Source organism: Sulfitobacter geojensis (genome assembly GCF_000622325.1).
GTDB lineage: Bacteria > Pseudomonadota > Alphaproteobacteria > Rhodobacterales > Rhodobacteraceae > Sulfitobacter > Sulfitobacter geojensis.
Genome location: NZ_JASE01000005.1, coordinates 3,415,425 through 3,434,269 on the forward strand (window position 1 = coordinate 3,415,425; position 18,845 = coordinate 3,434,269).

Consider the following 18,845-nt stretch of genomic DNA (forward strand, 5'->3'; position numbering starts at 1 on the left):
TTACAGCCCGAAACTGCTGTAGGGAATATAGCGCACAAGCGCGCCTTCCTTGACTGTCGCCGCGGGCTCCGGCAATTCCACCAGACCTTCAGCCCATGACGACCCGCTGATCCGCCCCGACCCTTCCGAGGCAAAGACTTCGGCGCGTCCGTCACGCAGGCGTGCGCGCAAGTACTCGCGCCGTCCCGCTTTTTTCGTTTTCGTAAAGGCCGCAGGCACGTCGAATCCTTGCGGCTCAGACCACGATGCCCCCGCCAACACGTCCATCGCCGGACGCGCAAAGACCAATGCGCAAACCAGCGCTGCAACGGGGTTTCCGGGCAACCCAAAGACCGGCACACCCTGCCACATCCCTAATGCCAGCGGCCTGCCCGGTTTGATCGCGATCCGCCAAAGCGCCATTGCGCCCGCCTCTTCCAGCAGGGCGGACATGTGATCCTCGTCACCTGCCGACGCCCCGCCACTGGTCAGAATCACATCCACCTTGCCACTCGCCGCGTCCAACCGCGCGCGCAATGCCGCGCGATCATCCGGTGCGCGCCCCAAATCAATGCAGGTATGTCCAAACGCGCTGACGACCCCTGAAAGCATGGGCCGGTTCGCATCATGGATCTGCCCGGCGACGGCTGTTTCACCTGCCTCGACCAATTCATCGCCAGTGGACAAAATGCCGACCCGCAAGGGTTTGCGCAATTGAATGTCACGCGTGCCCGTCGCGGCCATCAGCGCCAGATCTGCAGGCGTAATGCGTCGTCCGGCGGCAAGAATATCCTGCCCCTCGATCACGTCCTCGCCCGCTTGGCGGGTGTTTGCGCCGGCCTTGACTGGACCCGAAAACCGGATCGCCCCCTCAGCAACACGCACGTCTTCCTGCAACACGACCGTGTCCACGCCAGTCGGCAATGCGGCCCCTGTAAGGACCCGCACCGCCTGCCCGCTCATCACCTGCCCCGGCGCATCGCCGGCGGCGGCCCGTCCGGTTGCCAGCGGCAAAACATGGGGCCCCGCATCGCGCCCGCCGGCAAAGCCGTAGCCGTCAACAGCCGTATTCGGCAGCGGAGGATTTGAACGTCGCGCCCTTACCGGTTCCGCCAGAATGCGCCCCAACGCCTGCGTTGCGGGCAGCGTTTCGATGCCGGTAACGGCCGTTAGGCGATCCTTCAGCAGATCAAGCGCCTCATCCACCGGCGTCCAATGCACCCCCGCAGGCAGCGCAAAACAATCGTTGCGCAGTGGCGGGGTGCTTAACTCCGCTTCGAAACCAAGACCGAAAATCCAGCCCTCTTCGGGGGCGTCTACGTCTAGCATGGTGGCAAGCCGGTCCACTTCAAGAGACGCGATTTGCCGTGCAACTTCTGCCACTTGCCACGCGTCCTTTACCTGCCCATCGGGGGCCGGACCGACGGTAAGCGATGGCCATATTTCTATAAAGCTAAACTGCGCTTTAGGGGCCTGAAACGGCCAGACCGCCACATCGAATTGCCGTCTAAGCCGGGTCAGGACCGCAAGCCCCGTCATTATTTGCCCGCCGACAGCACCTGCTCCGCCCATCTGCCAACAGGTAAATGCCCCCTTGGCCAAAGCTTCGCATTGCCGTTTTTCTGCAAAGGGGTTGGCGTATCCATCTTTTCGGCGGCTTAGCCCCTTAATGTCGCGTGCCAAACCGTTAAACCAGAACGGGCCCTTGCCATCGCCCAGTTGAAGATTGATCGCGCCAGCCAGATCAAAACGGTTGTTCTGTTTGGGGTTATCCTCGACCCGTTCTGCCAACCAATCCCACAGCGCGAGCGGATCATGGGAACCGGTCAGAGCCTCGGCAAAACCGGCCGGATACCCAAATGGAAAATCAAACCCTGCTAACACCCGCCGGCCCGCGGCCTGCTCTGCCGCAAACAATGCGCACAGCCATTCTTCGGCCACCTGCCGGTTGCGCAAATAAACAGGGGCGTCAGCCGTACCTCCCCGGTTTACGGCCGCCCAGATCGCGTCCTTGCGCGGGCGCGCGCCGGTGTCATTGCCGCTCGACCAATCAACCGCAACGATGGTGTCAAACCCTAACACAGGCCCACCTCCGTCAGGATGAAGTCAGCGATTTTAACCGTGTCGTTCAAGTCAAAACTGGGGATCTCCAGATCAAGCGGAGTGTCGGTGGCGATCGCGCGGATGGTCGGGTCATCCGGCGCAATCAGGGGATTCCCCGTGACGCTACGGTGCGCTTCGATTTTGGGGTGGCCGTCGCGTTTGTACCCCTCCACCAACACCAGATCGACAGGCCCCAGCCGCGTCAACAAATCGGCCAATGTCGGCTCTTGCGCGTCGCGCAGCTCGTGCATCAGGGCAAACCGGTTGCGCGATGCCAGCAGCACCTCAGTGGCCCCTGCAACGCGGTGGCGAAAACTGTCCTTGCCCGCGTGATCGACGTCAAAGGAATGGTGCGCGTGTTTGACTGTCGAAACCGTCAGGCCGCGCCCCGTGATGTCGGTGACCAGACGCTCCATCAATCCGGTTTTGCCTGCGTTTTTCCAGCCGACGACCCCATAAAGCTTCATAACATTGCCTCTGCCTGCGCCAGATCTTCAGGTGTATTGACGTTAAAAAACGCCTGTTCTTGCGGAAACAGCGCTTCGCGTCCGCCATGTTGTTCGGTCCACAAAACCACCTTACGCAATCCGCCGTTCAACGCTGTGCGCAGATCGTCGCGCAGCGCCACCGGCCAAAGCCCAAACGTCGGATGCCGCGCCGTGCCGCGTTTGGCATCGGGGGTGGCCGCCAGAACCAAGGGATGCGCCATGCCTTCGCTGCGCAGCAAGAGCTGGGGCACCAGATCGCAGGGGAAAAACGGCGTATCAGCGGCGGCTGTCACAATCGTGTCGCCGCCCTGCGCTGCCGCCCAATCCAGACCGGCCAGCACCCCCGCCAAAGGTCCGACAAACCCCGCAATGGAATCAGCCAGAACCGGCAGGCGAAGGGATGAAAACCGCGCAGGGTCCCCGTTGGCATTCAACGCCACTTCCGCCACTTGTGGCTCAAGCCGCTCAATTACGTGATCCAGCAAGGTTTGCCCCCCAAGGCGCAGCAACCCCTTGTCGCCGCCGCCCATACGCATCGCCTGTCCGCCCGCCAGAATCACACCGAGGGGCTGTTTCATACGCCCCCCTTGCGACCGGCCCGTTTGGGTTCGTCATCAATCAACGCGGGATCGGCATCGCGGATCAACCGGTCTTCACCGCTGAGACAGACAAAGCGTTTGCCTTTCATCCGGCCAATCAGCGTCAGGCCGACCTGCTGGGCAATCTCCACCCCCCAAGCGGTGAAACCCGACCGCGAGGCGAGCACGGGAATCCCCATCATGGCGGTCTTGATCACCATCTCGGATGTCAGCCTGCCGGTGGTGTATAAAATCTTGTCCTGTGCCGCTGCGTCCTCGGACAACATCCAGCCTGCAATCTTGTCCACTGCGTTATGGCGACCGACATCCTCCATATAGACCAAAGGCTTGTCACCCTCACATAGCACAGTGCCATGGATCGCACCCGCCTCAAGGTAAAGCGAGGGGGTCCGGTTGATCTTGGCCGACAGGGCGTAAAGCCATGAACTGCGAACAGGCGTTTGCGCCAGTGTGACGCCCTCCAGCCCCTCCATCATATCGCCAAAGACCGTGCCGACAGCGCAGCCCGACGTGCGGGTTTTACGGCGCATCTTGTCTTCGTAATCCGTCGCGCGGACGGTGCGCACTACCACGGTTTCCAATTCTTCGTCATAGTCAACGCGGGTGATGTCCTCGTCTGCGCGCAGCATCCCCTGATTGCGCAGAAACCCCAGCGCAAGATATTCGGGATAGTCCCCAATCGTCATCGCTGTCACGATTTCCTGCCCGTTCAAAAAGATCGTCAGGGGCCGTTCCTCGACCACACGCAGGGTTGTTTCGCGCCCCTCATGATCCACACCGCGCACCGCACGCGTCAGACGCGCCGCCGCCGGATCGGGCGCTATCAGATAATCGGTAACATCTGGGTCCTGGGCCAATTGTATCCCCCACTGGTTGGCGTTAGGCATGGCGTTAACCTAGGGGCTTCGCATGACCACCACCACCGTGAAATCCGCCTTTCTGAAAGGCTTTGCCGATGGATCGCCATTTATTCTGGTGATCATCCCATTTGCATCACTCTTCGGACTGCTCGCAACCGAAGCGGGGCTAAGCGTATTGGAATCGCTGGTGTTTTCGCTGGTGGTCATTGCCGGTGCGGCCCAGTTCACCGCGCTGCAACTTCTGCAAGAAGAAGCGCCTACCGTGATTGTGCTGATCTCTGCGCTGGCCGTGAACCTGCGCATGGCGATGTATTCAGCCTCGCTTACCCCCTATATCGGCTCCGCGCCGCTGTGGCAGCGGGCCTTCGCCGCCTATCTGACCGTCGATCAATCCTATGTGGTTTCCATCGCCGAATTCGAAAAACGGCCCGAAATGACAGTGCCCCAGCGGGTTGCTTATTTCTTTGGCGCCGTCGCGACGGTGGCGCCGCTTTGGTACATCTTCACGGTTGTGGGCGCGGTACTTGGTACGCAGGTGCCTGACAGTTGGGCGCTTGATTTCGCGATTCCCATTACCTTTTTGGCGATGATCGCACCGATGTTTCGCACTCTGGCCCATGTTCTGGCCGCCTTTGTTGCGGTCGTGGTCAGCCTGCTGGCGGCAGGGGTGCCCTATTCAATGGGTGTGATCATTGGCGGCCTTGCCGGCATGCTTGCCGGTGCCGCGTTGGAAAAATACCTTGAACAGAAAAGGGGCGGGTCATGATTGATAAATCCACCCTCTGGATCGTGATCATCGGCTTGGGCGTGGGCAGTTTTCTGCTGCGCTTCGCCTTCACCGGTTTCGTCGGGGACCGCCAGATGCCTGCAGGGTTGCTGCGCCATTTGCGATATACGGCAGTTGCGGTTTTGCCTGCGCTGGTCGCGCCGCAAGTGCTTTGGCCCGCTGCGACGGGTGGCGAACCCGATCCTGCGCGCCTTGCGGCAGCGGCCGCTGCGCTTGCTGTCGGGTTGCTGACCAAGAACGTCCTCGCCGCGATGTTTGCGGGGGGACTTACCCTTTACGGGATGCTATATTTATTGGGCTAAAGCCACTTCGCGCACGGCACCTTTCAAATCGTCAGCATCGTCCTCGAACAATTTGGTTGTGGTGACGTTTGGAAAGCTTTCGATCTGCGCCATCAGCTTAGTCGGATAATAGGTGCTGGACACCTTTGGCAGCCCGTCAATCTGCGCCAGAATGCCGGAGGTCGCATTGGCACAAAATGCGCCCGGCACACTGCCATTGGCCTGAACCAGACGTAACGCCTGTTCAGCCTGCGCGGCAGTGACCGGAATTTCCTGCGACACGACGTGAAAGGTAGACCGGGCATGGGCGGATTTATACGCCTGTACCCAACCGGGCGTCATCCCGTAAAGCACGTCACCGCGTTCGACCACTCGATCATCGCGAAACGATCCGGCAGGGTCAAAGATGACCCGCTGGGAACCGCTGACCATCAGGGATGTATGCCCGCCACCGCCCGTGCGGTTATTGACCATGGTAAACACCGTCAACGTGGGCTGACCGGGCGCGCGATAGGCGGCAGCGGCAACTTCCTGAAACGAGCTGTCCCCGCCGGTGTTGGCCGCACATCCCGACACCAAAGCAACAAGCGCCAGACTGGTAAATAGGCGTTTCACAATCAAACCTCCCCTGTTTTAGCCCCGAACAGAGCTTTCGTAAGGGCGACCCCGAATGTGCAAATCGTCACGCAGCACTGCAAAGAATCACGTCTTGCCCATGTCGTTCTTACGAAACCGGCAGGGCGAGCAGCGTGCCGCCTGTATTTTTGGCGCAGACCAATCAGGTTGCGAAGATTGCCATCAGCACCAACAAAACGATGATTGTGATGGTTGTTTTACTGACAAAAGACATGAACCCGTCGAACATCTTTTGCTGTTCGCTGTAATCCATAGAGCCATGTTCATGTTCGGACATCTGTTCATTCCTTCAGATACTTGGTTTGGCGCTGATTATCTCATTTCAACGCGCCTGTCACGCGGTCAAAATGCCTCAATCAATCGTGTTTTAGCTGACCGCTTCCTGCGACTTTTCCAGGTCCTCGACCAGCCGGAAACCGATACGGTTGGGCTTTGATCCTTCTTTGGCCTTGGGCAGCGCCCGCAGCATCACACTTAACTGACTGACATGCTGCACCAACTGGGTACGCCCGCCGGTCGGATCGGTGCCGTAAAACGTCACGATATCGGGGTCGAAATATCCCATCCCCTCGATACGCAACACACCTGCATCGCCACCGGTAAACCCCATTGCGACCTCGTGTTCGTTATCCAGCTGCTCCTCAAAGTTCTTGAGATACAGCACGGTCCGCTCATAGGCCCATTGCGCGGCGCTCTTTTTCGCGACCGGTTCTGCCTTTACGGATTTGGGCAGGTTCTCTGCGCTGGCCTTGGGCTGTTCAGGATCGGAATGTACCTCGTGACAGCGTGGCAAGGCATCGCTTTCCGCGGCCTCCGCTGCGGTTTTGATCTGATTGCCCATGCCGCGTTACCCCTTGCTTTGATACACCCACGCCCCATCTTCCGCACGCAATGCGCGCGTGGCAAGGCCGCTTTGGTAAAGGTGGCTCAAATGGGCGACCGCTTCAACCAGTGCCAGACCGTATTCCGCTTCACCTATCTTTCTTTTGAACAAAGGTGAGAAACACTCCGACGCCGACTTTGGCGTGTCGATATAGGCCAGCAGCCGCTTCAGGGCGCTATGGTGGTTCTCGATCAGCTGTTCCATCCGCTTGGGCAATCCTGTGAACGGCAATTTATGCCCGCCCAGCACCAGATGATCGGCCCGCGCCAGCGGGGCCAGCCGTTCACAGGCCTCCAGCCATTCGCCAATCGGGTCAGCCATTGGTTCTGTGGGGTGCACACCGACATTGGGGCTGATAGACGACAGAATCTGATCCCCCGCGATCACCAGATTGTCGTCCCTGCTCCAGAAGGTAGCGTGTTCAGGTGCGTGACCGTTGCCCATATGCACGTCCCACGTCCGACCGCCAATCTGGATCGTGTCGTCCTGTTTGATCCGCGTGTAGCCCAGCGGCAAAGGTTCGACGATGTCGCAAAAGTTGAAAGGCCGCTCAGAGGCGCGTTTGTCCAAAAGGGCAGGATCCATCCCTGACAGTTTATAAAACGCCAGCGATTCTGCTGCGGGTGTTTTTTGTTCGTCCAGGATCAGCATCCGTGCTGTCAGCCATGCGGTACGCGTGGTGACCAATTCGGCCCCGTGTTCGGATTGGAACCACCCCGCCAGCCCGATGTGATCGGGGTGATGATGGGTCACCACAACGCGACTGACCGGTTTGCCGCCCAACGGTCCAGCTAATGCCTCCGCCCAGATCGCCTTGGATTTCTTGGACGCAAAGCCCGTGTCGATGATCGTCCAGCTGTCCCCTTCATCAAAGGCGTAGATGTTGACGTGATCCAGCTTCATCGGCAGCGGCATGCGCAGCCACAAAACGCCCGGGGCGACTTCGATTGCTTCGATGCCGTGGGCCGGCGGCGTGTCGTGGGGGTAGCGTAAACCGGCAGGTGCGATATCAGCCATCAGGACGCCAACGCATCGGTTGTGACGGCGAACAGATCCGCTTCACCCGCCTGCGCATGGGTCAACAGGCCGGCATGCTCAGGCAGCATCCGCAGGATGTAGAACCGCGCCAGCTTTTCGCGTGGCCCGCCCTTGTCCGCCATCGCAGCCTTGAGGTGCAGTTGCGCCCCCAGAACCCGTGCGAAAGCCCGTAGAAAGGGCACGGCACCGGCGAAACGGTTGTTCATGTCATCCTGCGCCACCAGCCACTCCGTCGCCTCGCGCATGCTTTCGCAGGCCTGCCAGCAGGCATCGGCCATATTGGGGAAATCGGGACGGGCACGTTCGATGTCTTCTTCCATCTCATCCAGCAGTAGGCCCGCCGCCTCGCCGCCGTCCATCATCTTGCGGGCAACAAGGTCCATCGCCTGAATGCCGTTGGTGCCTTCATAGATCGTGGTCACACGCACGTCGCGGCCGAATTGCGCCGCTGCGGTTTCTTCGATCACGCCCATGCCGCCGTGCACCTGCACACCGGTATGCGCCACGCTACAGCCTGTATCGGTGCCGAACGCCTTGGCGATCGGCGTCAGCAACGCCGCGCGCGCACGCCATGACGCATCGCCCGTGGCATTGGCCATGTCCAGCGCATAGGCGCAGCTTAGCCCGATCGCGCGCGCGGCAAATACATCCGCCTTCATCTCGACCAGCATACGGCGCACATCCGCGTGATCCGCGATGCTGCCGGTGCCATCGCCCCCTGCCCGCCCTTGTTTGCGATCCAGCGCATAGCTCAGCGCATGTTGATAAGCAGCTTCGGCCACGCCGACACCCTGCCCGCCAACACCCAGACGGGCGTTGTTCATCATGGTGAACATCGCGGCCATGCCGCCCTGTTCGGGGCCGACCAACCAACCGGTGGCGTTGTCGTATTGCATGACTGCGGTGGGTGACCCGTGCAGCCCCAGCTTGTGTTCCAGACTGACGGTGCTGACGCCGTTACGCGCGCCCACTGTGCCGTCTGCGTTCGGGATAAATTTGGGCACCAGAAACAGGCTGATGCCTTTGGTGCCTTCGGGCGCACCCGGCAAACGGGCAAGGACCAGATGGCAGATGTTTTCCGCCACATCATGATCGCCCCAACTGATATAGATCTTTTGTCCCGAAATCGCGTAAGTGCCATCGCCGTTGTCGACGGCCTTGGACTTCAACGCGCCGACGTCCGATCCCGCCTGCGGCTCTGTCAGGTTCATCGTGCCGGTCCATTCACCGGAAATCAGCTTGGGCAGATACAATTCTTTGATCGCATCGGACCCGTGGTGTTCCAGCGCTTCGATCTGGCCCTGCGACATCAATGGGGCCAGCTGCAGCGAAATACACGCGCCGCTCATCATTTCATTCACCGCAGAGGTCAGGATCATCGGCAACCCCATGCCGCCATATTCGGGATCTGCGCCCATGCCGATCCAGCCGCCTTCGGCAATCGCCTTAAACCCGTCCGCAAAGCCGGGCGAGGTGCGCACAACCCCGTTCTCGAGCCGCGCGGGATGCAGATCACCGTTGCGTTGCAGCGGGGCCAGCACCTCGTCACACAGTTTGCCCGCCTCTTCCAGAATGGCGGCAGTCACATCTGCTGTTGCCTCCTCGAAACGGGTGGTCTGGCGCAGGGCATCGGCATCCAGCAAAGTGTCGATCATGAAAAGGTAATCTGTCACAGCGGCGCGGTATGGCATAGGAAAGTCTCCTGAAAATATCGGTGTGGCTGGCACGTCAGTCACAGCCCTGCTAAAGGCAATCTCGGCATCAGCATGGAATGCAGCGACGCCCTACCGCAACCTAAACGCCGCGTCAAAGGGGCTCTGATGGACATCGAAACACTCAGGCTTAGACCGGACGAGGCAGGCATTGCACAGGCCGCTGACCTTTTGTCCGCTGGCGCGCTGGTGTCCTTTCCCACGGAAACCGTTTACGGATTGGGTGCCGATGCGCGCAACGGCACAGCCGTGGCAGGCGTGTTTGCCGCCAAGGGACGGCCCAGCTTCAATCCGTTGATCGTGCATCTGGCGCAGACCACCCAGGCGCAGGGTTTTGTTGAGTGGTCCGATGCCGCAGAGATACTCGCCGCCGCGTTCTGGCCCGGTCCACTGACCTTGGTGTTGCCCCTGAAAGAAGGTCACGGATTATCGTCGTTGGTGACGGCCGGACTGGATACCGTGGCGCTGCGCGTGCCCGCCCACGCGACAGCGCGTCGCCTGCTGGCCGCGTTCGGCGGTCCGGTTGCGGCCCCCTCTGCCAACCCATCGGGGCGCATTTCGCCAACAACGGCCGCGCATGTCCTTGCCGGATTGTCGGGCAAGATCGCAGCCGTGCTGGATGACGGCCCCTGTATGGTCGGACTGGAAAGCACCATCGTCGGGCTGACGGGCGACACCCCCATGCTGTTGCGCGCCGGCGGCCTGCCCCAAGAAGCGATAGAAGCGGCACTTGGTCATCCATTGGCACAAAACAGCGGCCCTGACATCACCGCGCCCGGTCAACTCACATCGCATTACGCCCCCGCAGGGGCCGTGCGCCTGAACGCGACCAAACCAAAAGGCAACGAATTGTTCTTGGGTTTTGGAAACATGCCCTGTGATCTGAACCTGTCCGCCAGTGGCGATTTGACCGAAGCGGCAGCAAATCTGTTTGACTGCCTGCACCAACTCGACGCCAAAGCCCGCCCCATCGCCGTTGCCCCGATCCCCGAACACGGGCTGGGCCACGCGATCAATGACCGTCTGCAACGGGCCGCCGCACCGCGTTAAGCTAGGCGCGCCCCGCCGTTGCGGACAGCACAAGCGGATCAATCCCGAGCGATCCAAGCGCGGCTTCCCATTTGTCGGCATCCGGTAAATCAAACACGATTTCGGGCGTGGCATCGGCGGTCAACCATCCGTTCTGGGCGATTTCGCTTTCCAGTTGCCCCGGACCCCATCCCGCATAGCCCAACATCAACAACGCCTTATCGGGGCCTTCGCCCTTCGCGATATCCTCAAGCACGTCCAAGGTGGCGGTCATGCCGAACCCGCCCTCGACCCGCAGGGTATGCAAGGCCGACCGATACTCATCTGAATGCAGCACAAATCCGCGCCCCGTTTCGACCGGGCCACCGAAATGCACACCCAGCTGGTGTTTTGCCGGTCCGAAATCGCGCGAAAGCTGGTCAAGGACATCCGACAGGCCAATCCCTTGGGCGGGTTTATTCACCATCAGCCCCATCGCACCGTCCTCGCCATGTGAGGACAGAAAGATCACCGAATGCGCAAAACGCGGATCCCCCATGCCCGGCATCGAAATCAACAGCTTACCGGTAAGGGACAAGAGCGGGGCGGTCATTGAAGGTTTGTCAGCCATGTCACAAAGCATGCCCGCCCCGCTTGCCTGCGACAAGGGGTTAGCCGGTTTTCGTCACAAATTGACGAAACATCGCTGATGCAATCGTGACTTGGCAGCAATCGGCAATTGGCCCATCTAGGATGAATGTTCAAAAGATGCCTTTCCGCCCTTGCCCTGACCTGCGCGACTGCCTTGCCCCTGATGGCGGATGACAGTTTCGAAATTCCTGTGACCGGTGAAATCCTGACCGGCTGGCAGCAAAGCGATGGCACCCGTATTGCCGCCGTGCGGTTAAAACTGTCGCCGGGCTGGAAGACATATTGGCGCAGCCCCGGTGACGCGGGCATTCCTCCGCATTTCAACTGGTCCGGTTCCGATAACCTGCGCGGTGTCGGCATCACATGGCCTGCGCCTGAGGTTTTCCTGACCGCCGGCATGCGCACCATCGGGTATTCCGGTGATGTGATCCTGCCGCTTACCCTTGCGCCCCATCGCGCGGGTGATCCCATGACCCTTAAAGCGGAGCTGGAGATTGGCGTGTGCAAGGACATCTGCGTGCCGCACAGCATGTCACTGGACGCCGTATTGTCCGACAGCAGCGCAAAACCAACCCCGATGATCGCCGCCGCCCTCGCCGCGCGGCCCTACTCCGCAAAAGAGGCAGGTGTGAAAACTGCCACTTGCGCCCTGAGCCCCACCGAAGACGGGATGCGCATCGAAGCACAGGTCACCCTGCCCTCAACCGGTGGACGCGAGGTCGTGATCATCGAAGCCGGCCAGCCCGGCCTGTGGTCAAGCGAAACCGAAGTCAGCCGCAATGGTGCCACCTTGATCGCGCAAGGCGAGATTTTGGCCGCTGATGGCGCACCACTGGCGCTGGACCGGTCGAAAATTCGCATCACGGTTTTGGGTGACAAGCACGCTGTCGACATTCGCGGCTGTACCGCGCGCTGATCTAGCCCGCCGTCGGCTTGCGCCGCGCAACAAACGCGATGCCCGCAACCAGATACCCGATCAGCGCCACCGCACCCGCACCGGCGACAAACAGCAGAAAACCGGCGGACATAGGCGACATGTTCTGCACCACGGGCACCCCCTTCGCGACCACAGGATGCAACACGCCAAACCACGCAGCCCAGCCAATTGTCACCGCCCCCCACGCCAGTATCAGCGCCCAAAGCGCCGCCAACCCAAACCGCAGGGCCGACACAGGTGCGCGCATGCCACGCCGCAATGCTGCAACCTGGCGGGCAACGTCATGCTGCGCCGCGACCAACGCGGGCACCACTAGCAGCACCAGAAACATCCCGAAGCCCAGCCCGTAGACAAGAGTGATCACCGTGGGTTTCAAAAACTGCGCCTGCTGGCTTTGCTCATACAGCAGCGGTGCCATGCCCAGTACCGTTGTCAGCGTCGTCAACATCACGGGCCGCAACCGGTCCGTTGCCCCGTCAATAATCGACGGGATCAATCCGCGACTTTCGGCGTATTCATCGATGGTCGTGACCAAGACGATGGAATCGTTGATGATAATCCCTGTCATCCCCAGCAAACCCACAACCGTGAACATGCTCAGCGGCACCTCCCACAACGCATGGCCGTAAATCGTCCCAACCAAGCCAAAGGGGATAACAGCCATCACCACCATGGGCCGTGTCCAGCTGCCGAACACCCACGCCAGTACCAGATAGATGCCCGTCAGGCACAGGATCAAACCGGTCATCGCATCATTCAGAAAATCACCTTCCTGCTCGCTGAGCCCCGCCAGACGGTATTCGACCTGCTGCTCGGAGGCGATACGAGGCAGAATTTCTGTCTCCAGATCCTCCTGAATTGCAGACGCCCGCGCGGCGTCATCTTCGGAGATATCTCCGGTAACCGAGATCAGACGGATACCGTTCTCGCGCCGGACTGTGGAAAACCCCGTACGCCGTTCGACACTGACGATATCGGCCAAGGGGACATAAAGACCGGCAGGGGTGCGCATCTGTGTGCGGTCCAGAAAATCCGCCGTCAACTCGCCTTCAGGCAGCTCTACACGAATCGTGGCAGAGCGCGGCCCGTCGGGATAGGTCGCCGCCTCGATCCCGCCCAGACGGTGGCGCAACGCCGTTCCCAATGTGTCGATGGTAAAGCCCAGCGCTTGCCCTTGCGGTGTCAGATCAAGGATCAATTCCTCTTTATCATAGGCCAGATTATCCTCGACCGCGCTGACCTCGGGATATTGGCGCAACGCATCCTGCAACGCTTGTGACGCTTCCTTCAGCGTATCGGTATCCGCCCCGTAAAACTGCACATCCAGCGCATCGCCCCCCGGACCGGAACGCCAGCCGCGAAAGCTGACAGTTTCGGCCATCGGGTGATTGACCACGGTTTCCTGCAATTCCGCCACAAAAGCAAAACTGGAATAGGGCCGCAGATCAGCGTCGATCAGCTCAATCGATATGCCCCCCAGCAGATCGGCATCTTTAGTATCGGCACCGGCCAGCCCGCGCCCGCCATTGCCGCCAATCTGCGCAATCACGTAATCCAGCGGGTTGGTGCCATAGCGTTCGGCATACTCCGCGCCCAGCGCTTCGGTGGCGCGTTGCATTTCGCGCATCATGGCCAAAGTGTCTTCGCGGGTCGCCCCTTCGGTCATCATAAAGTTGCCCGAGACAGAGCCGCGTTCGGGCGCATTAAAGAACCGCCATTGCACATCGCCTTTGATAAACAAGGCCACCTGTGACGCCAGCACGGCAAGCACGCCCGCCAACACGACATAGCGCGCACGGATCACCCCTGCCATAAACGGGCGGAACAAGGTTTCGCGCACCCAGACAAAGCCGCGATTCACCACTCGGCTGGGCATGTCGTACCAATGTTCCTTGTCCGCTGCCGCCACCGCATGAGCCATGTGATTGGGCAGGATCAAAAAGCACTCAACCAAGGACGCCGCCAAAACGGCGATCACGGTGAACGGAATATCCTGGATCAAATCACCGAACCGCCCGCCCACGGCAACCAGCCCGAAAAACGCGATAATCGTGGTCAAAGTGGCGGCGAAAACCGGCATCGACATGCGCTGCGCCGCCTTTTCTGCCGCGACCATCGGCGGCTCCCCAAGCGTACGAAACCGGTGGTCTGTGTGCTCCCCGACCACAATCGCGTCATCCACCACGATGCCCAGCGTAATGATCAGCCCGAACAGCGAAATCATATTGATCGTCAGCCCGCCCAGATACATCAGTGCAATCGCCGCTCCCATCGCCACGGGAATGCCTGCTGCCACCCAAAAGGCCGTGCGCGCATTCAGGAACAGGAACAACAAACCGACAACCAGCCCCAATCCCATCAATCCGTTGTCGATCAGCAGGTCCAGACGCCCCTTGATCGCCTCTGACCTTGTGCGGATCAATTCAACGTTGACCGATGCCGGCAGGCTTGAGCGCAAGGCCGCCGCAACCTGTTCTACGTCCTCTTGAATACCAATCGCATCACCTCGATCAGACCGGTCCACCCGCACCGACATTGCCGGATTTTCACCGACAAAGTACTGGCGGTTGCGGTCAACGCCTTCTTCGCGCACCACGGCCACATCGCCCACTGTCAGCTTTGAGCCATCAGGATTGGAGCGCAGCACGATACCTGCAATCTCGCGCGCCGTTCTTTTCGCGGTGCCGGTACGCACCCGCGCATTCGCGCCGCTCACATCGCCCGCAGGGTCGGCGTCAACCTCTGCGGCAATGGCTGCCGCGATTTCGGCCATGCTCACATCATAGGCAATCAACTGCGCTGACGGCACTTCGATCATGGTTTGCGGGGCCGCGACCCCTTCGATCGTGGTGCGGGTGACGCCCGCGGCAAACAGACGGGTCACGAATTCATCGGCAAAGCGGCCCAACTGTTCCGGTGCCACCGGTCCCGTGATCACGACATCCGTCACCCTGTCGCGCCACGCGCCGCGCCGCACGTTCGGCTCTTCGGCCTCGTCCGGCAAGGTCGTGACCAGATCAACCGCCGTTTGCACATCCGCCGCAGCGCGGGCCATGTCCCAGCTTGGTTCAAAATCCAGAACGATCGTGCCTGACCCTTCGCGCGAGGTGCTATTGGATCCCTCAACCCCCTCAATGGCCAGTAGGGCAGGTTCAAGAATTTGCACAATCGCGGCGTCAACGTCCTCCGCACCGGCCCCTTGCCAGACGGTTGAGACACTTACGCTGTCGACAATCACATCGGGGAAAAACTGCGCCCGCATGTTGGGGGCCGATGCGAAACCCGCGACCAGCAGCACAAGCAACAACAGGTTCGCAGCCGTGCGGTGACGCACAAAGTAGGACAGAATACCGCCCGCCGCCTCAGGCATCTTGCGCGCCATGCCCTAGCCCCCCATCCGGCTTTCGATCCGCGCGACCATCTCGGCGGGGACTTTTGCTTCGGTCAACCGCGCCAGAACGCGCTCTTTGGCTTCTTTGGGCATACGTGTGTTGGCCTGCACAAAAGCGACCAGTGCGGCGCGGCGTTCTTCGGTCAGCTCCAGCATTTCAGGCGCAGCTTGCGGAGTGCCCTCGCGCGTGACCGGTTTTACCGCGATGCCCGCGCCCAACAGCGGGGAACGTGCCTCCACGATCTGGCGACCCAAAATCGGACCGCGCACCAACACGTCATCCCCCTGACGGCGCAACAGGTCGACCTGAACGGCCTCAAGCCGGTTTTCGCTATCCAGCACCAACAATTCACCGCGCGCATCGACCGCGGATGCAGGCAGGCGGGTCACGTTTTTCAACACGGGTTCTTGCACGCGTACGGTCACAAAGTCACCGGGCTTGAACCCGCCCGCATCGCTGAGCGCCGCAAAGATCAACCGGCCCGTAGACCCTTCTCCAGCGGCGGCGCTGGCGCGACTGATGCGCCCCTTCGCCTCAAGATCCACACCGGTGACGTCCAGCAAAGCCACCAGTTCGGCCCGTATCAGTTGCGCGTCTGCATCAAGCAGCCGCGCATATTGGGCCGTGGACAGGCGGAACGACACCTCGAGGTCTTGCGGATCAATCAGTTCGGCCAAACGTTCATTTGCCGTCACGCGCCGGCCCACGACCACATCCGTGGCCGACAGCGTACCATCAAACGGCGCGGTCAATGTCGTGTCTGCCAGCCGGCGTTTGGCTTCCGCCAAGGCGATTTCAGCCCGCGCCAAACTGGTTTTCGCCTGATCCAGACGGGCCTCTCCCTGTGCCACCGCCTGACGGCGCGACACCACAGCCTGCTGCGCGGCGGCAGCGGCAAGTTCTGCCACTTCGGTGGTTGCCGCCGTCCCGACACCGCGTTCGGCCAACCCTTGCTGGCGCTCAAACGCACGGGTCCGCAGATCCGCTTGCAATTGCGTCGCGTCCAGTTCGGCACCGGCCAGTTCCAAAGACCGCGCCGCATCGCGCCCCTCGGCCAACGCATCGGCCACGTCACTTTGCGCACGATCCACCGCAGATTGCGCATCCGCAGGATCCAGACGTACCAACACCTGACCTGCTTTGACCTCGCCGCCGTCTTCGAAACCTTCCGCCAGTTCGATCACCCGACCGCCCACAGCGGCGCGCAATTCCAGCAAACGACGGCTTTGCACTTCGCCAAAAGTTTCCAGTACCGGCACCACATCTTCGGCCTGCGCCGTCACCACATTCACCGCAAACACACGTTCACGCGCGGGCGGGCCTTTGGGATCGTCAGCCATGCGCTCACTGACCGCGCCGCCCACCAATGCTGCCGCAAACACCAGCAACCCCAAGGTACAGGCGGCCAGAAAGAGACCAATCATGCTTTGTCGTAAAAAACGCATACCCGTCCGATCCAAAGAAAACTTCGCTGCGCCCCAGTCTAGAAGGCGCAGAGAAAATACCAAGCTACATCTTGTTGAACGGATGTCGCAGGTATTTCCGTCGCAGGAATGCCAGAATTATTTGCGTCGCTTGTGTTCGTCGAGCCGCGGCATGATCTCGACAAAATTGCAGGGCTTGTGACGGTAATCCAGTTGCTTGCCCAAAATCTCGTCCCACGCGTCCTTGCAGGCGCCGGGAGATCCCGGCAGGGCGAACAGATAGGTGCCATTGGCCACGCCGCCCGTTGCACGGCTTTGCACAGCTGACGTCCCGATCTTTTGCATCGAGACCATGGTGAACACGGTGCCAAAGGCGTCGATCTCTTTTTCATAGACATCGCGGTGCGCTTCGACCGTGACATCACGGCCCGTCAACCCCGTGCCACCGGTGGAAATAATCACGTCGATCGCCTTATCCGCGCACCACGCCCGCAATTGATCCGCAATCAGACCGCGCTCATCAGGTAGAACGTGACGTTCGGCAACCGAATGACCCGCCGCTTCGATGCGGTCGCGCAAGACATCACCAGAGCGGTCCTGAGACAGATCGCGGGTGTCCGACACTGTGAGCAAGGCGATGCGCACAGCGATAAATTCAGCGGTTTCGTCGATACGGCTCATGATCGCTCCAATACTGCCAGTCGGGCGGCGAGGCCCAGAAAGATGCCACCGCTGATCCAGCCAGTGACACGGGCCGCGCGCCCGCCGGTTGCCAAAGCGCGGCCAAAGCGGCCGGCAAAGGCCCCCACCGCCCCGTTGATGATAAACCCGCCGACACCGATCACCGCGCCGCAGATCAGGAATTGCGCAAACACATTACCCGCCTCGGGCCGGATGAACTGCGGCACAAAGGCCAGCACGAACAGTATTACTTTGGGGTTTGTCAGGTTTATCAACAGACCCGTACCAAAGGCGCGCGCCACGGACAGACCCGGCCCCGTGGGCCCGGCTGGCGGTGGCGGGCGAAACGCACCAATCGCGAGGTAGACCAGATAGGCCACGCCGATCCAGCGGATCACGTCGAATGCCCAAGGATGCGCAGCGATCAACGCGCCCAACCCCAGACCGGCAAGCGCCACATGCACCATACCTCCCACCGCGACACCGCCGCTCCCTGCGATCGCGGCACGCGGCCCCGCCCGCAGACCCTGCCCCAGACAGAACATCATATCCGGCCCCGGCGTGAGGTTCAGCGCCAGTGCGGCAGGCACAAATGCCAGCAGGGTAATCGGATCAACCATTCTGCAACCTCTTCTTAAGACTGAGCAAATCCGTCCAAGTTTCGCGCTTATACTCGGGCGAACGCATCAATTGGGACGGGTGAAACATCGGCAATGCGGGCAGACCTGCGGCCTGCGTCCACTGCCCGCGCAACCGTGCGACCCCGCGTTTTTCCAGCAAGGCCTGACAGGCCCAATTGCCAGCCAGCACCAACAGCTTGGGCGCGGCAAGTTCGATGTGACGCAGCAAGAACGGCTTCATCATCGCGATTTCATGCGGTTTGGGATCCCGGTTTTGCGGCGGGCGCCACGGCAGGATGCTGGTGATGTAGACTGGTGCCGCTTCATGCGCGCGCCCCATCCCGATGGCACCCAGCATCTTGTCCAACAGCTGCCCTTCCTTATCGACAAAGGGCAGGCCTGCCTGATCTTCTGCCCGTGTCGGGGCATTTCCGATGATCATGACAGGAGCCCCTGCGATCCCGTCTGAAAACACCAGATTGCGCGCGCCCTTTTTCAAATCACAGTGCTCAAAAGCCGCCATTGCTGCACGCAATTCCTCAAGCGTTCCAGCCCCCGAAGCTGCCTGTTGGGCAAGGGCGACCGGATCTTCCTTGGCCATCGGCACAAAACCACCAGCAGCCGCTTCTGCCACTTTGGGTTTTTCCACCACGGCAGGGACGTCATAGCGATTGACCGGCACATCCGAAATCGCCTCGGTCGCGCCAAGTTCGATCTGCCACTCCAGCAGCGCGTGGTCGTGATGAAAGCTCGCTGATTCCATGGA

The 18,845-nt window shown here is 60.7% G+C and carries 19 protein-coding genes; 4 read left to right on the forward strand and 15 right to left on the reverse strand.

Annotation, left to right across the window (positions count from 1 at the left end; genetic code table 11):
* Genes Z947_RS0118690 through fdhD form a run of 4 tightly spaced genes read right to left on the reverse strand, consistent with a single transcriptional unit; the run spans position 1 to position 4,056 of the window.
* A complete protein-coding gene (locus Z947_RS0118690; RefSeq protein ID WP_025045806.1) occupies positions 1-2,061 on the reverse strand; it encodes a molybdopterin-binding protein in 2,061 nt (686 codons plus the stop codon).
* Positions 2,055-2,549 (reverse strand): molybdopterin-guanine dinucleotide biosynthesis protein B, encoded by a 495-nt coding sequence (gene mobB, locus Z947_RS0118695; protein WP_025045807.1) that lies wholly within the window; start codon positions 2,547-2,549, stop codon positions 2,055-2,057. The genes Z947_RS0118690 and mobB overlap by 7 nt, the downstream gene beginning before the upstream one ends.
* A complete protein-coding gene (mobA, locus tag Z947_RS0118700) occupies positions 2,546-3,148 on the reverse strand; it encodes a molybdenum cofactor guanylyltransferase MobA (RefSeq protein WP_025045808.1) in 603 nt (200 codons plus the stop codon). Before mobA ends, mobB begins: the two co-directional genes overlap by 4 nt.
* Positions 3,145-4,056 (reverse strand): formate dehydrogenase accessory sulfurtransferase FdhD, encoded by a 912-nt coding sequence (gene fdhD / locus Z947_RS0118705; RefSeq protein ID WP_179453257.1) that lies wholly within the window; start codon positions 4,054-4,056, stop codon positions 3,145-3,147. The genes mobA and fdhD overlap by 4 nt, the downstream gene beginning before the upstream one ends.
* A 22-nt stretch (positions 4,057-4,078) precedes the next feature.
* On the opposite strand from fdhD, the gene Z947_RS0118710 reads away from it, so the two are divergent.
* Together Z947_RS0118710 and Z947_RS0118715 are read left to right on the forward strand one after the other, a co-directional pair.
* On the forward strand, positions 4,079-4,795 hold the full coding sequence (locus Z947_RS0118710; RefSeq protein ID WP_025045810.1) for an AzlC family ABC transporter permease: 717 nt from the start codon (positions 4,079-4,081) through the stop codon (positions 4,793-4,795).
* Complete coding sequence (locus Z947_RS0118715; RefSeq protein ID WP_025045811.1) at positions 4,792-5,118, forward strand: AzlD domain-containing protein; 327 nt, start codon at positions 4,792-4,794, stop codon at positions 5,116-5,118. Before Z947_RS0118710 ends, Z947_RS0118715 begins: the two co-directional genes overlap by 4 nt.
* Here the strand turns inward: Z947_RS0118715 and Z947_RS0118720 are convergent.
* The 5 genes from Z947_RS0118720 to Z947_RS0118740 all read right to left on the reverse strand — a co-directional run bounded on the left by Z947_RS0118720 (position 5,107) and on the right by Z947_RS0118740 (position 9,345).
* Entirely contained in the window at positions 5,107-5,712 is a 606-nt protein-coding gene (locus Z947_RS0118720; RefSeq protein WP_025045812.1) for a hypothetical protein, read from the reverse strand. The two genes, Z947_RS0118715 and Z947_RS0118720, sit on opposite strands and share 12 nt — an antisense overlap.
* Positions 5,713-5,875: 163 nt before the next feature.
* Complete coding sequence (locus Z947_RS0118725; protein WP_025045813.1) at positions 5,876-6,010, reverse strand: aa3-type cytochrome c oxidase subunit IV; 135 nt, start codon at positions 6,008-6,010, stop codon at positions 5,876-5,878.
* Between the two features lie 90 nt (positions 6,011-6,100).
* On the reverse strand, positions 6,101-6,574 hold the full coding sequence (locus Z947_RS0118730) for a DUF6173 family protein (protein WP_025045814.1): 474 nt from the start codon (positions 6,572-6,574) through the stop codon (positions 6,101-6,103).
* A 6-nt stretch (positions 6,575-6,580) separates the two neighbouring features.
* Complete coding sequence (locus Z947_RS0118735) at positions 6,581-7,633, reverse strand: MBL fold metallo-hydrolase (protein WP_025045815.1); 1,053 nt, start codon at positions 7,631-7,633, stop codon at positions 6,581-6,583.
* Positions 7,633-9,345: an acyl-CoA dehydrogenase gene (locus tag Z947_RS0118740; RefSeq protein WP_025045816.1), complete on the reverse strand. Its 1,713-nt coding sequence runs from the start codon at positions 9,343-9,345 to the stop codon at positions 7,633-7,635. Before Z947_RS0118740 ends, Z947_RS0118735 begins: the two co-directional genes overlap by 1 nt.
* 129 nt (positions 9,346-9,474) lie before the next feature.
* Here Z947_RS0118740 and Z947_RS0118745 point away from each other — a divergent pair, with 129 nt between their 5' ends.
* The gene (locus tag Z947_RS0118745; RefSeq protein ID WP_025045817.1) at positions 9,475-10,416 is read left to right on the forward strand and encodes an L-threonylcarbamoyladenylate synthase; all 942 of its coding nucleotides are present in this window, start codon (positions 9,475-9,477) and stop codon (positions 10,414-10,416) included.
* Between the two features lies 1 nt (position 10,417).
* Here Z947_RS0118745 and Z947_RS0118750 read toward each other — a convergent pair whose 3' ends face one another.
* Complete coding sequence (locus Z947_RS0118750; protein ID WP_240477548.1) at positions 10,418-11,005, reverse strand: YqgE/AlgH family protein; 588 nt, start codon at positions 11,003-11,005, stop codon at positions 10,418-10,420.
* Positions 11,006-11,131: 126 nt separating this feature from the next.
* Between Z947_RS0118750 and Z947_RS0118755 the strand changes: the two genes are divergently transcribed.
* Positions 11,132-11,941, forward strand: a complete 810-nt coding sequence (locus Z947_RS0118755; protein ID WP_025045819.1) for a protein-disulfide reductase DsbD domain-containing protein — start codon at positions 11,132-11,134, stop codon at positions 11,939-11,941.
* Position 11,942: 1 nt separating this feature from the next.
* On the opposite strand, the gene Z947_RS0118760 is transcribed toward Z947_RS0118755, so the two are convergent.
* From Z947_RS0118760 to Z947_RS0118780, 5 genes are all read right to left on the reverse strand, one after another.
* Entirely contained in the window at positions 11,943-15,344 is a 3,402-nt protein-coding gene (locus Z947_RS0118760) for an efflux RND transporter permease subunit (RefSeq protein ID WP_025045820.1), read from the reverse strand.
* A gap of 3 nt (positions 15,345-15,347) precedes the next feature.
* Positions 15,348-16,799: an efflux RND transporter periplasmic adaptor subunit gene (locus Z947_RS0118765; RefSeq protein ID WP_025045821.1), complete on the reverse strand. Its 1,452-nt coding sequence runs from the start codon at positions 16,797-16,799 to the stop codon at positions 15,348-15,350.
* A 117-nt stretch (positions 16,800-16,916) separates the two neighbouring features.
* Entirely contained in the window at positions 16,917-17,459 is a 543-nt protein-coding gene (gene moaB, locus Z947_RS0118770) for a molybdenum cofactor biosynthesis protein B (RefSeq protein ID WP_025045822.1), read from the reverse strand.
* Positions 17,456-18,079, reverse strand: coding sequence for a LysE family translocator (locus Z947_RS0118775; RefSeq protein WP_025045823.1), 624 nt, complete (start codon positions 18,077-18,079; stop codon positions 17,456-17,458). The genes moaB and Z947_RS0118775 overlap by 4 nt, the downstream gene beginning before the upstream one ends.
* On the reverse strand, positions 18,072-18,842 hold the full coding sequence (locus Z947_RS0118780) for a uracil-DNA glycosylase (protein ID WP_025045824.1): 771 nt from the start codon (positions 18,840-18,842) through the stop codon (positions 18,072-18,074). The genes Z947_RS0118775 and Z947_RS0118780 overlap by 8 nt, the downstream gene beginning before the upstream one ends.
* Positions 18,843-18,845 lie beyond the last annotated feature (3 nt).

Excerpts from the sequence above, each read along its gene's own strand:
- Z947_RS0118735 (WP_025045815.1), bottom strand. The coding sequence starts at position 7,633 with ATGGCTGATATCGCACCTGCCGGTTTACGCTACCCCCACGACACGCCG.
- Z947_RS0118725 (WP_025045813.1), bottom strand. The coding sequence starts at position 6,010 with ATGTCCGAACATGAACATGGCTCTATGGATTACAGCGAACAGCAAAAG.
- mobB (WP_025045807.1), bottom strand. The coding sequence starts at position 2,549 with ATGAAGCTTTATGGGGTCGTCGGCTGGAAAAACGCAGGCAAAACCGGA.
- Z947_RS0118740 (WP_025045816.1), bottom strand. The coding sequence starts at position 9,345 with ATGCCATACCGCGCCGCTGTGACAGATTACCTTTTCATGATCGACACT.
- Z947_RS0118745 (WP_025045817.1), top strand. The coding sequence starts at position 9,475 with ATGGACATCGAAACACTCAGGCTTAGACCGGACGAGGCAGGCATTGCA.
- Z947_RS0118730 (WP_025045814.1), bottom strand. The coding sequence starts at position 6,574 with ATGGGCAATCAGATCAAAACCGCAGCGGAGGCCGCGGAAAGCGATGCC.
- fdhD (WP_179453257.1), bottom strand. The coding sequence starts at position 4,056 with ATGCCTAACGCCAACCAGTGGGGGATACAATTGGCCCAGGACCCAGAT.
- Z947_RS0118750 (WP_240477548.1), bottom strand. The coding sequence starts at position 11,005 with ATGGCTGACAAACCTTCAATGACCGCCCCGCTCTTGTCCCTTACCGGT.
- Z947_RS0118765 (WP_025045821.1), bottom strand. The coding sequence starts at position 16,799 with ATGCGTTTTTTACGACAAAGCATGATTGGTCTCTTTCTGGCCGCCTGT.
- Z947_RS0118760 (WP_025045820.1), bottom strand. The coding sequence starts at position 15,344 with ATGGCGCGCAAGATGCCTGAGGCGGCGGGCGGTATTCTGTCCTACTTT.
- Z947_RS0118775 (WP_025045823.1), bottom strand. The coding sequence starts at position 18,079 with ATGGTTGATCCGATTACCCTGCTGGCATTTGTGCCTGCCGCACTGGCG.
- Z947_RS0118710 (WP_025045810.1), top strand. The coding sequence starts at position 4,079 with ATGACCACCACCACCGTGAAATCCGCCTTTCTGAAAGGCTTTGCCGAT.
- mobA (WP_025045808.1), bottom strand. The coding sequence starts at position 3,148 with ATGAAACAGCCCCTCGGTGTGATTCTGGCGGGCGGACAGGCGATGCGT.
- Z947_RS0118715 (WP_025045811.1), top strand. The coding sequence starts at position 4,792 with ATGATTGATAAATCCACCCTCTGGATCGTGATCATCGGCTTGGGCGTG.
- Z947_RS0118780 (WP_025045824.1), bottom strand. The coding sequence starts at position 18,842 with ATGGAATCAGCGAGCTTTCATCACGACCACGCGCTGCTGGAGTGGCAG.
- moaB (WP_025045822.1), bottom strand. The coding sequence starts at position 17,459 with ATGAGCCGTATCGACGAAACCGCTGAATTTATCGCTGTGCGCATCGCC.
- Z947_RS0118755 (WP_025045819.1), top strand. The coding sequence starts at position 11,132 with ATGTTCAAAAGATGCCTTTCCGCCCTTGCCCTGACCTGCGCGACTGCC.